The organism is Streptomyces polyrhachis (assembly GCF_042663125.1).
Classification (GTDB): domain Bacteria; phylum Actinomycetota; class Actinomycetes; order Streptomycetales; family Streptomycetaceae; genus Streptomyces; species Streptomyces polyrhachii.
Window position 1 is genome coordinate 128,814 of the sequence record NZ_JBHSZO010000005.1, and the last position, 11,643, is coordinate 140,456.

An 11,643-nucleotide genomic window follows, 5' to 3' on the forward strand; every position below is an offset into this window, starting at 1 on the left:
CTCAGTCGAGTCCGATCGCCGGGGACGCGGCGTGGGGCAGACTGGGCGCAGTGGCGTCGTGGGAGTGAGGATGGGCATGACAGGTGTAGCGGACGAGGCGATCATGCTTGAGCTTGTCGACGAGGGCGGTGCGACCATCGGGACGGCCGAGAAGCTCGCCGCCCACCAGAGCCCGGGCCAACTGCACCGCGCGTTCTCCGTGTTCCTCTTCGACCGGGCCGGCCGGCTGCTGCTGCAGCAGCGGGCGCTCGGGAAGTACCACTCCCCCGGCGTGTGGTCCAACACCTGCTGCGGGCACCCCTATCCGGGCGAGGCGCCCTTCACCGCCGCCGCGCGGCGCGTACACGAGGAGCTGGGTGTCTCGCCGGCGCTGCTGCGCACCGCGGGGACCGTGACGTACCACCACCCCGATCCGGCCTCCGGGCTGGTCGAGCACGAGTACAACCACCTCTTCGTCGGCTTCCTCGACGCGCCCCTGGCCCCCGACCCCGAGGAGGTCGCGCAGACGGCCTTCGTCAGTGCGGACGAGCTGGCCAAGCGGCACGCCGACGATCCGTTCTCCGCGTGGTTCCTCACCGTGCTCGACGCCGCGCGCCCGGCGGTCCGCGAGCTGACCGGGGGGTCGGCGGGCTGGTAGACGCCGACCCCGCAGCCGACAGGCGGGCATGGGTGCGGGCCCGGCGGGAGGTTCCGCCGGGCCCGCACCGCGTCGCGTCGCCGTCAGCCCGCCGTCGCCGTCAGCCCGCCGGCACCGTCTGCAGGGGCAGCGAGGCCCAGATCACCTTGCCGCCGCTCGCCGTGTGGTGGACGTCGCAGACGCCGCCCGCCTCCAGCGTGATCGACTTGACCAGCAGCAGGCCCCGGCCGCCGGTCTCGTCGTCGTCGGCCTCCATCGCCTTGGGGCGGTAGGGGTGCTGGTCCTCGACCGACACCCGCACCCAGTCGGCGCTGATCGCCACCTCCACCCCGATCTCCGGCGAGAGCAGCGCGGCATGGCGTACGGCATTGGTCACCAGCTCGGAGACGATCACCAGCAGCCCGTGGATCAGATCGTCGTGTACGGGCACCCGCTGGCGGTTGAGCAGATCGCGCACCGCGTGCCGTGACTGCGGTACGGATGAATCCAGCGCGGGCGCGGTGAACCGCCACACGCCCTCGTGCGGGGCCGGAGCGACCGGGCCCACCTCGGCCGCAGCGCTCCCGAGTTCACTCATCGACGGCACCTGCCTTCGCCTCCACTCACACTCCGAGTGTTGGGAATCACCTGGCTCCAACCCTCTACCGAGCCGAAGTCGACCATCTTTGGACACCTTCCGACCGGCTGCGCATATGCCAGTCAGTCTTGGGATCGAATAAATACGTTGCTGGCGTCGTCCTGTGTGTCGTACCTTCACAGGGCCCTGCAGTCGTCGAAGGAGTAGGCAGTTGCTCGTCTGAGGTCACCACGCACCGTTGCCCCGCGGCACATCGCCGCGCGCCGGCACGTGCGACCTCCGGCTCGAGCCGCCACTCCCGTCCCTGCAGGGCACCTCGTCTCCGTGGTCCCCGTCTCCGTGACATCTCCTGTGGTCCCCCCTCGCGCCGGCCGGTCGTCCCGCCCCAGCCCTTGCGACCTCCAGGAGGCCCGTTCTATGTATACCCCCGCATTCCTCACTTGCTCACGTCTCACCTTCCAATGGCCCGACGGAACCCCGGTGTTCGAGGGCCTCGACCTCACGTTTCCCGTCGGGCGCACCGGTCTCGTCGGGCTCAACGGCTCGGGCAAGTCGACCCTTCTGCGGCTGCTCGCCGGGGAGTTGACGCCCGCCGCCGGCTTGGTCCGCAGCGGCGGGGACCTCGGCTACCTGCCCCAGGACACCGTGCTGGACACGGCGGTACGGGTCGACGAGGCCCTCGGCGTGGCCACCGCCCGGCGCGCCCTGCACGCCGTCGAGGCGGGCACGGCGACGGAGGAGGACTTCACGGCGGTCGGCGACGACTGGGACGTGGAGGAGCGTGCCCGCGCGGTGCTGGACTCCCTGGGCCTGGAGCACGTCGGCCTCGACCGCACGGTCGGCGAGGTCTCCGGCGGCGAGACGGTCCTGCTGCACCTGGCGGCGCTGCTGCTGCGCCGGCCCGGGGTGCTGCTGCTGGACGAGCCGACGAACAACCTCGACCGCCGCACCCGCGAGCGCCTGTACGCGGCCGTCGAGTCCTTCCCCGGGATCCTCCTGGTCGTCAGCCACGACCGCGAACTCCTCGACCGCGTCGACCAGATCGCCGATCTGCGCGAGGGCGGGGTGCGCTGGTACGGCGGCAACCTCACGGCGTACGAGGAGGCGCTGGCCGTCGAGCAGGAGGCGGCGCAGCGGCTGCTGCGCACGGCGGAGGCGGACGTGCGGCGCCAGCGGCGCGATCTGGGCGACGCCCGTACGAAGATCGCCGTACGGGCGCGGATGGGGCGCCGGGCGCAGGCAAGTGGCGGCATCCCGCGCATCGTGGCCGGGGCGAAGAAGCGCTCGGCGCAGGAGGCGGCGGGCAAGCACCGGATCATGCACGAGGAGCGGCTGAAGGAGGCGCGGGAGCGGCTCGGTGAGGCGGCCTCTCGGGTCCGGGAGGACGAGGAGGTCCGTATCGACCTGCCGCACACGGCCGTTCCGCCGGGCCGCGAGGTCCTCACCGCGCGCGGGCTGCGGCTGCGGTACGGGGCCGAGGTCGGCGGTCTGGCGGTGTACGGACCGCAGCGGATCGCCCTGACCGGGCCCAACGGGGCGGGGAAGTCCACCCTGTTGCGCACGATTGCCGGCCAACTGGCGCCGCTGGCCGGGGAGGTGGACGTCCGGGTGCCGGCGCGGTATCTGCCGCAGCGGCTGGACGTGCTGGACGACGGCCTCAGCGTCGCGGAGAATGTCGCCCGCCTCGCACCCGGCGCGGACAACAACACCGTCCGCGCCCGGCTCGCCCGCTTCCTCTTCCGGGGCGCGCGGGCGGACCGGCCGGTCGGCACGCTCTCCGGCGGGGAGCGGCTGCGCGCCACGCTGGCGGCGGTGCTGCTCGCCGAGCCGGCGCCGCAGTTGCTGCTGCTGGACGAGCCGACGAACAACCTCGACCTGGCGAGCGCGCGCCAACTGGCGGGGGCGCTCGGCTCGTACGAGGGGGCGCTGGTGGTCGTCAGCCACGACGTGCCCTTCCTGCGGGAGCTGGGGATCACCCGGTGGCTGTGCCTGGACGGCGGGCTGCGCGAGACGGGGGCGCTGTGAGGGGCGGGGCCGGTGACGGGCAGCGCGCTCGGTGAGGGGCGGGGGCGCGCTGCCCGTACCGCAGGACGCTCCTTAGGATCGCCGGTATGAGTACAGGTGAGCTGAAGGTGACGGTGTCCGGCGCGGTGGCGACGGTCGTCGTCAGCAACCCCGCCAAGCGGGGCGCGATGACGAACGCGATGTGGCGCGAACTCCCCGTGCTCCTGGCTGCTTTGGCCGCCGATGCGCAGGTGCGGGCCCTCGTCCTGACCGGCGAGGGCGGCACCTTCTGCGCCGGGGCGGACATCTCCTCGCTGCGCGAGGGCGCGGCGGACTCCAAGGGGCTGGCCCTGGCCGCCGAGGAGGCCCTCGCTGCCTTCCCCAAGCCGACGCTGGCCGTCGTGCGCGGCTACTGCGTCGGCGGCGGCTGCCAACTGGCCGCCGCCTGCGACCTGCGCTTCGCGGCCGAGGGGTCCTCCTTCGGGATCACCCCGGCGAAGCTCGGCATCGTCTACGGGGAGAGTTCCACGCGGCGGCTGGTGCGGCTGGTGGGCCCGGCGACGGCGAAGTTCCTCCTCTTCTCCGGTGAACTCATCGACTCCGGGCGCGCCTTGCGTACGGGCCTGGTGGACGAGGTGCTGGCGCCAAAGGACCTGGACAAGCGGGTCGCGGAGTTCACCGCGACGCTGGTGGCGCGCTCGCAGCTCACCCAGGCGGCGGCGAAGGAGTTCGCCGACGGCCGGGCGGACGCCGACCGGGCGGCGTACTGGGACGCGCAGATGCGCGAGAGCGGCGACACGGCCGAGGGCGTGGCGGCGTTCCTGGAGCGGCGGGCGCCGACGTTCACCTGGACGGTCTGAGGTCCTGGTCCGGACTACCGATCAGCGCCTCCTCGCGGGCGCGGCGCCCAGCGTGCGGACGAAGGCGCGGCGCGTCGCCTCCGGCGTCCCGTAGCCGCAGGTGCGGGAGATCCGCTCCACCCCCGCCGTCTGCTCTCTCGCACCCCCATCGTCCGGGGGCGTCCGGACGGCCGCAATGACGGGCAGCCCACCTTTCCCGCCATCGGCGTCCCGCCTCGCCCTTTCGCCCTAAGCGCCCGCTTAGTAGGCTGCCGGGTATGACTGACGCCCGCGCCGCACGGCGCTGCCACCACGCCCTCAACGCCCTGCACTCCGCGCTGTACTTCTCGCCGGAGTTCGCCACCGCCATGGAGGAGGTCGGCCTGGGACGCGAGTCCGAGGGCTTCTTCACCGCGCGCGGCTACTTCGCGGCCCGCTCCGCCGCGCTGGGCGCGGTGGGTCCTGGCGCGGTCACCGCGACGTTCTACAACTTCGACCACGATCTGATCGCCCGCCACATCCCGGCCGCCTGGGCGATCGCCTCCCCGCAGACCGTGCTCGCGGCCCGGCTGCGCGCGGTCGACGCCCTGCTGCGGCGCCTCCTCGGTGAGGAGGCGCTCGCGTCGAAGGAGCTGGCGGAGGCCGCCGAGCTGGCCGTACGGGCCGCGCGGACCGCCGGCCGGCCGGGGCGTCCGCTCTACGCGGCGGAGGCCGACCAGCCGCTCGCCGCCGAGCCGCACCTGGCGCTCTGGCAGGCGGCGACGATGCTGCGCGAGCACCGGGGCGACGGCCACATCGCGCTGCTCACCCGCGCCGGACTGGACGGTCTGGAGGCGCTGGTGTCCCACACCGCCTCGGGGCGCGGCTTCACCACCCGGGCCGCGCTGGAGACCCGCGGCTGGAGCCGCGGGCAGTGGGAGGCCGCCCAGGAGCGGCTGCGCGGGCGCGGGCTGCTGGACGCGGCCGGCGAGCTGACGGAGGCCGGCGCCGCGCTGCGCAAGGAGCTGGAGCAGGAGACGGACCGCCTGGGCGCCGGCCCGTACCAGGAGCTGGGCCCGGAGGGGACGGAGCGCCTCACCGAACTGGTCGGTCCGCTCACCATGCGGGTGCTCGCGCAGGGGGCGTTCCCCGACGGCCTCTTCGGCAAGGGCTGACGGGAGCCGGGAGGCGTCCCGCGCCCGGCCGGCGGCAGGGGCCTTCACGGGGGTGCGCCCGCCCTGTCGGTGGCACCTGCCACAATGCGGCGGGGGCTCGTCCGGCAGGCCGCGCCGCGCCCCGTACGGCCAGCAGCGGCCGGGTGGACTTCAGCCCGGCCTGTTCAGCAACACTCGGAGGAACCGATGACCGCTTCTGCCCAGAGGCCCGTCGAAGCCAGGATCGCCGAGGAGCTCGGCGTGCGGGAGAGCCAGGTCAGGGCGGCGGTGGAGCTGCTCGACGGCGGCAGCACGGTGCCGTTCGTCGCCCGGTACCGCAAGGAGGCGACCGGCGCCCTCGACGACGTCCAGCTGCGCGCGCTGGAGGAGCGGCTGCGCTATCTGCGCGAGCTGGAGGAGCGGCGGGCCGCCGTCCTGGAGTCCGTGGCGGGCCAGGGGAAGCTGAGCGAGGAGCTGCGGGCGCGCATCCTGGGGGCGGAGACCAAGGCGCGGCTGGAGGACGTCTACCTGCCGTTCAAGCCCAAGCGCCGCACCAAGGCGCAGATCGCCCGCGAGGCGGGTCTTGAGCCGCTGGCCGAGGGGCTGCTGGGCGATCCGGGTACGGAGCCGCTGGCCGCCGCGGCGGCGTTCGTGGACGCGGAGAAAGGTGTCGCCGACGCGGGCGCCGCGCTGGAGGGCGCGCGGGCGATCCTCACCGAGCGCTTCGGGGAGGACGCCGACCTCATCGGCGAGCTGCGCGAGCGGATGTGGGCCAAGGGCCGGCTGGTGGCGCGGGTGCGCGCGGGCAAGGAGGAGGCGGGGGCCAAGTTCGCCGACTACTTCGACTTCGCCGAGCCCTTCACCGCGCTGCCCTCGCACCGCGTGCTGGCGATGCTGCGGGGGGAGAAGGAGGAGGTCCTCGACCTGGAGCTGGAGCCGGACGCCGATCCCCCGGCCGAGGGGCCGACCCCGTTCGAGCGGGCCGTCGCGGCCCGGTTCGGGGTGTCCGACCAGGGGCGCCCGGCCGACAAGTGGCTGGCTGAGACGGTCCGTTGGGCCTGGCGGACACGGATCCTGGTGCACCTGGGCATCGACCTGCGCACCCGGCTGCGTACGGCCGCGGAGGACGACGCGGTCGACGTCTTCGCGGCGAACCTGCGCGATCTGCTGCTCGCCGCCCCGGCCGGCACCCGTGCCACGATGGGCCTGGACCCCGGCTTCCGTACGGGTGTGAAGGTCGCCGTGGTGGACGCCACCGGCAAGGTCGCCGCGACCACCGCGATCTACCCGCACGTCCCGCAGCAGAAGTGGGAGGCGTCGCTGGCGACACTGGCGAAGCTGGCGCGCGAGCACGACGTGGAGCTGGTCGCGATCGGCAACGGCACCGCCTCGCGCGAGACCGACAAGCTCGCCGCCGAACTGATCGCGAAGCACCCGGAGTTGAAGCTGACGAAGGTGATGGTCTCGGAGGCCGGCGCCTCGGTGTACTCCGCCTCCGCCTTCGCCTCCCAGGAGCTGCCGGAGCTGGACGTCTCGCTGCGCGGCGCGGTCTCCATCGCCCGCCGGCTGCAGGACCCCCTCGCCGAGCTGGTGAAGATCGACCCGAGGTCCATCGGCGTGGGGCAGTACCAGCACGACCTGTCCGAGGTGAAGCTCTCGCGCTCGCTGGACGCGGTCGTCGAGGACTGCGTGAACGGCGTCGGGGTGGACCTCAACACCGCCTCCGCCCCGCTGCTCACCCGCGTCTCGGGCATCACCTCGGGGCTGGCGGAGAACATCGTGGCCCACCGCGACGCCAACGGGCCCTTCCGCAGCCGCCGGGCGCTCAAGGACGTGGCGCGCCTCGGCCCCAAGGCCTTCGAGCAGTGCGCGGGCTTCCTGCGCATCCGCGACGGGGAGGACCCCCTGGACGCCTCGTCCGTGCACCCGGAGTCGTATCCGGTGGTGCGGCGGATGGCGAAGAGCAGCGGTGCCGAGGTGGCGGCGCTCATCGGCAACACGCAGGTGCTGCGCTCGCTGCGGCCCGAGGAGTTCGTCGGCGACACGGCCGGTGCGCTGACCGTGGCGGACATCCTGAAGGAGCTGGAGAAGCCGGGGCGCGATCCGCGTCCGGCGTTCCGGACGGCGACCTTCAAGGAGGGCGTGGAGAAGATCGGCGACCTCGCGCCGGGGATGATCCTGGAGGGCGTCGTCACGAACGTCGCGGCCTTCGGCGCCTTCGTGGACGTCGGGGTGCACCAGGACGGTCTGGTCCATGTCTCGGCGCTGTCCAGGACCTTCGTGAAGGATCCGCGCGAGGTCGTCAAGTCCGGTGACGTGGTGCGGGTGAAGGTGCTGGAGGTGGACGCGGCGCGCAAGCGGATCTCGCTCACGCTGCGGCTGGACGACGAGCCGGTCCGGCCCGCGAAGCAGGACGGCGAGGCGGGGGGCGCCCGGCGCGGCGGCGGTGCGCCGCGGCAGCGCCAGGGCGGCGGTCAGGGCGCGGGTCAGCAGGGCGGTGGCAGGAGCACCGGCCGGCAGGGGGCCCGGCGCGGCGGCGAGGGCGGCGGCGAGCAGGCGGGGCGCTCGGGCGGCGGCCAGGGCAGTGGCCAGCAGGGCGGTCGACCGGGCGGCCAAGGCGGCGGTCAGGGCGGCGCGCGCCGCGAGGCGGCCGTGGAGAACAGCGCGATGGCGGACGCCCTGCGGCGCGCGGGGCTGCTGGACGGGGGCGGCAAGCGGCGCCGCTGAGGCGGTGGTTGGAGAAGGGGCACGCCCGCCGTCAGTGGTACGGGCGGGCGTCCCCCTCCCCCGCCGCCAGCCGCGCTGCCAGGCGCCGCATCCCGTCGCCCACGACGTAGCTCCCCGGCAGCCCCGGTATCCCCACCGGGCGGCCGGGGCGCCGGGGCGGGTGGCGGATGAGGTGGGCCAGGACGCGCGCGGCCAGCACCGGGTCGTCGGGGGGCTCGCCCAGCTCGTAGTAGTAGGCGTCGCGCCGCCGTCCCGCGTAGACCTCCGTGGCGCCCAGGATCAGCGCGGGCGGACGCTGCCGGTAGGTCCCGTACGGCCGGTCGTAGAGACTGGTGCGCCTGCCCTCCGCGGTGTTGCACGCGGCGCAGAGCAGCCCCCGGACGAGCCCGGAGGCGTGGTGGTGGTCCACGACCAGCGCGCGGCGCAGCCCGCAGACGGCGCACCGGCCGTCCTGCCAGGCCGCGATGGCGCCCAGCGGGCGCTCCCCCGGTCTCCTGCCCGCCGGCGGCGCCCACTCGTGACAGGCCGGGACCTCCTCCAACCACCCCATACGGCCACGCTAGCGGGCCCCCCTGACAATGCAGCCAATGCAGCCAATGCAGCCCACGCCGCCAACACCGGCAGCGCTGACCGCACCGCCGCCGCTCAGGAGCACACCCGCACCGGCGCCGCCGCCGCCAGATGGAACCGCGCGCGCCGGTCGAGCAGCAGCGGTACGAGCCTGCGCAGCGGCTGGTCCAGCAGGACGAGGCCCCCCTCCCGCCGCGGGTGCACCTCGATGCCGTGCAGGGCGAGCCGCTCGCGGGTCTGGGTGAACTGCTCGCGGCTCAGCCAGTATCCGCACGGTGTCCGGGTGATCGTCTCGCCCTTCGCCGGCGGTGCGTTGTCCGCGCCGGCCAGCACGAGCGGGCCCGGGTCGGCCCCGTGGCGCCACGCCGCGGCGGTCGCCGCCGCCACCGCCCCGCGCTCGCGCGCCATGAAGGCCAGTGCCTCGCGGACCGCCACCTGTTCGCTGCGGACCCGGCGCAGCAGCGCCGGCCGCTCGCCGATGCGCGTGCCGGGCGGGTTGACGCGGGTCTCGACCAGTACGCCGAGGCTGTGCTTGAGGCCGACCGCGTTGCGGAGCATGGTCTCCTGGCCGTCCCCGGCGACCTGCTTCATCGGCCTGCCCGAGGCGGGGTCGAGCCAGAGGCCGTAGACGCCCGCGGCCAGGCCCGCCCGCTCGGCCGCCGGGCGCAGCCGGTCGGTGACCAGGGCGCGGGAGGCCGCGCGCACACCCGCGTCCACGCCGGGGTGGCGGGGCCACAGCGCCAACAGGTCGGAGGTGTACTGCGGTTCCAGGGCGTGGTACTCGTGCAGGTCGACGACGAGGTCCGGGCGGTAGTCCCGCAGCACGCCGGCGATGGCGCGCGCCTCGGCGGTGCGCAGCACGATGTGGTCGCGGTTGACGTCGGCGTTCTCGGAGTTGTTGCGGGTGCCGAGGGCGAAGCCGTCGGGGTTGGCGGTGGGCAGCACGAGCACCGTGGTGCGGCGCAGCAGCTCTTCCCGGGCGCGGCGGGCCGGCGACTGCGTCCCGGTGGGGGTGTGCTCGGTGAAGGCCAGGTCGCGGACGGTGCTCAGGCACGCCTCGCGTCCGGCGGGTTCGTCGCCGTGCTGCCCGCAGATCAGCAGCAGGACCGGGTGTTCGGGGGCCGGTGGCCGCCCGAGTCGGACCAGTCGCAGCGGCCGCCCCTGCCGGGTGGTGCCGATCCGCCGGATCTCGGCCCGCCCGCCCCGGCCGCGCACGGCGTCGAGGAAGTCCGCCTCCTCCGCCCCCGTCGTCCAGGAGGAGCCGCCGCGCGTCTCGAAGCCGGTGCGCGGCGGGACCCGGGAGTCGGCCGGAGCGCTGCCGGCCAGGCCCAGCAGCAGGAGTACGGCGGCCAGGACCAGGGCGGCACTGCGCCGGTGGAGGCGTGCGATGGTGCTCACCCGGTGGCTCTCCCGCGGACAGGGACGGACGTACGTCGAGGGGAGAACGTAGCGCAGCGTGATAGTCCGTGCACAGGGCTATCCAGGATTTGGTCAGGGGGGACAACGGCGGACGGATGGCGGCACACCCGGCCCGCGCACTCGGGCAACGGCCCTAGTCCGCCAGGCGGAAGAGCAGCTCCGTCTCCCAGCCCGTGGGGGCCGGCCGGCGCCGGGGGTCGGTGCGGTAGCTCTCCAGCCGGCAGCCCCAGCGCTCGCCCCCGGGGGTGCGGGTCAGGTCCCAGCGCAGTCCGCGCTCGCGCGCCCAGACCAGCAGGGCGCGGATGACGGAGGCCAGTTCGGCCGGATGGCCGCGGTGGACGAGCGTGACGTACCGTCCGGCGGGCAGCGTTCCGGCGCGTACGCCCGAGGGCGCCGCGTCGCCCGCCACCGGCTCGGCGAGCGGCCACCCCGCCTCCACCACGAGCCGCTTCTCCGCCTCGATCAGCTCGTAGCGCAGGAACGGCGGCCCGGCGGGCTCCAGCCCCCGCTCGGCGAGCCAGGCCAGCACCTCGGGGATCCGGTCGGCCAACTCCCCCAGGGAGCGCGGGGTGACGGTGCGGCGCAGGGCGGCGTACGGGCGCTCGGGCAGGTGGACCACGGCGGGCGGGGCGGGCGGCGGCAGTTGAGGAGTCATGCCCGGATAGACCGGGCGCGCGGTGCGAAGTCATCGCCGGGATCCGCGCGCCCCGCCGCGGACCTGGGCCGCGTCCCGGCCGCACCGGGGCAACGCAGCGGCGAAGCGGCGGCGGCGCGGCGGCGACGCAGCCCGGACCGGGCCGCCCCACGTCCGACAGTGCCGGGTGAGACAGTCATACTGTTGCACTATGACGCAGCAGGTGGAGGCCCCCGGCCTGACAGTGGACGAGCTGGCCGCCCGCGCCGGCGTCACGGTCCGCACCATCCGGTTCTACAGCACCCGCGGGCTGCTGCCGCCGCCGGTCATCGGCCCGCGCCGGGTGGGCCGTTACGGTCCCGAGCACCTCTCCCGGCTGGCGCTGATCGAGGAGCTGCAGCACCAGGGCATGACCCTGGCCGCGATCGAGCGCTACGTCCAGCAGCTCCCCGCCGACCTGGGCCCGGGCGAGCTGGCCCTGCACCGCGCACTCGTCGCCACCTGGCAGCCGGACAGCCCGCGCAGCACCACCCGCGCGGAGCTGCGGCGCCGGGCCGGCCGCGAGCTGAGCGAGGAGGACCTCGACCGGCTCGCGGCGATGGAGGTCGTCACCCGTACCGGCGACCCGGAGGTGCTGCTCGCCGATCCGGCGCTGCTGCAGCTCGGGGTGCGGCTGCTGGACGTGCCCATCGCCCTGGAGACGCTGCTGGCGGCGCGCGAGGTGGTGCTCACGCACACCCGGCAGGCGGCGCGCGAGCTGACCCGGCTCTTCCGCGACGAGGTGTGGGAGCCCTACCGCGAGGCCGGTCCGGATCCGGAGCAGGTGGAGACGATGCGCATCGTCTCCGCGCACATGCAGCCGATGGTGGTGCAGGCGCTGGTACGGGCCTTCCAGCGCTCGATGCGCGAGGAGCTCAAGGCGTCCTTCCCGGCGGAGGACGCGGCCTCCGCGGCGGGTCCGGAGCACCGTCCGGACCCGGGCCGCTAGGAGCCGGCGGGGTCACGGTTCGTACAACTCCCTTATGTCGCCCTTTGGTTGGAACCGTCGGCCGTCCCGGTGCGTCTGTGCCTCCGGCACGGCCGGCACCGACGGGTACGCCATG

10 protein-coding genes and 1 pseudogene are annotated in these 11,643 nt (G+C 74.7%); 6 read left to right on the top strand and 5 right to left on the bottom strand.

The genetic code is table 11. The features are described 5' to 3' along the window. The first annotated feature begins 76 nt into the window (after positions 1-76). Entirely contained in the window at positions 77-637 is a 561-nt protein-coding gene (gene idi / locus ACFQLX_RS04985) for an isopentenyl-diphosphate Delta-isomerase (protein WP_386412323.1), read from the top strand. A gap of 100 nt (positions 638-737) precedes the next feature. Here idi and ACFQLX_RS04990 read toward each other — a convergent pair whose 3' ends face one another. Then, a complete protein-coding gene (locus ACFQLX_RS04990) occupies positions 738-1,214 on the bottom strand; it encodes an ATP-binding protein (RefSeq protein WP_386412325.1) in 477 nt (158 codons plus the stop codon). Positions 1,215-1,631: 417 nt separating this feature from the next. Between ACFQLX_RS04990 and ACFQLX_RS04995 the strand changes: the two genes are divergently transcribed. Next, a complete protein-coding gene (locus tag ACFQLX_RS04995) occupies positions 1,632-3,239 on the top strand; it encodes an ABC-F family ATP-binding cassette domain-containing protein (protein WP_386412327.1) in 1,608 nt (535 codons plus the stop codon). A gap of 86 nt (positions 3,240-3,325) precedes the next feature. Further along, the gene (locus ACFQLX_RS05000; protein WP_386412330.1) at positions 3,326-4,078 is read left to right on the top strand and encodes an enoyl-CoA hydratase/isomerase family protein; all 753 of its coding nucleotides are present in this window, start codon (positions 3,326-3,328) and stop codon (positions 4,076-4,078) included. Positions 4,079-4,099: 21 nt separating this feature from the next. On the opposite strand, the pseudogene ACFQLX_RS05005 reads toward ACFQLX_RS05000, so the two are convergent. Further along, a pseudogene (locus ACFQLX_RS05005) lies at positions 4,100-4,213 on the bottom strand (GlxA family transcriptional regulator); the annotation flags it as partial. A gap of 122 nt (positions 4,214-4,335) precedes the next feature. Between ACFQLX_RS05005 and ACFQLX_RS05010 the strand changes: the two are divergent. Both ACFQLX_RS05010 and ACFQLX_RS05015 read left to right on the top strand, forming a co-directional pair. Beyond that, positions 4,336-5,211: an SCO6745 family protein gene (locus tag ACFQLX_RS05010; protein ID WP_386412333.1), complete on the top strand. Its 876-nt coding sequence runs from the start codon at positions 4,336-4,338 to the stop codon at positions 5,209-5,211. Between the two features lie 186 nt (positions 5,212-5,397). Then, positions 5,398-7,917: a Tex family protein gene (locus ACFQLX_RS05015; RefSeq protein ID WP_386412335.1), complete on the top strand. Its 2,520-nt coding sequence runs from the start codon at positions 5,398-5,400 to the stop codon at positions 7,915-7,917. Positions 7,918-7,948: 31 nt separating this feature from the next. Here ACFQLX_RS05015 and ACFQLX_RS05020 read toward each other — a convergent pair whose 3' ends face one another. From ACFQLX_RS05020 to ACFQLX_RS05030, 3 genes are all read right to left on the bottom strand, one after another. Beyond that, entirely contained in the window at positions 7,949-8,467 is a 519-nt protein-coding gene (locus ACFQLX_RS05020) for an endonuclease domain-containing protein (RefSeq protein ID WP_386412338.1), read from the bottom strand. A 95-nt stretch (positions 8,468-8,562) separates the two neighbouring features. After that, positions 8,563-9,885 (bottom strand): M14 family zinc carboxypeptidase, encoded by a 1,323-nt coding sequence (locus tag ACFQLX_RS05025; protein WP_386412341.1) that lies wholly within the window; start codon positions 9,883-9,885, stop codon positions 8,563-8,565. 154 nt (positions 9,886-10,039) lie between these two features. Further along, a complete protein-coding gene (locus tag ACFQLX_RS05030; protein ID WP_386412344.1) occupies positions 10,040-10,561 on the bottom strand; it encodes a GyrI-like domain-containing protein in 522 nt (173 codons plus the stop codon). Positions 10,562-10,751: 190 nt separating this feature from the next. On the opposite strand from ACFQLX_RS05030, the gene ACFQLX_RS05035 reads away from it, so the two are divergent. Further along, a complete protein-coding gene (locus tag ACFQLX_RS05035) occupies positions 10,752-11,528 on the top strand; it encodes a MerR family transcriptional regulator (protein WP_386412347.1) in 777 nt (258 codons plus the stop codon). Positions 11,529-11,643: the final 115 nt, after the last annotated feature.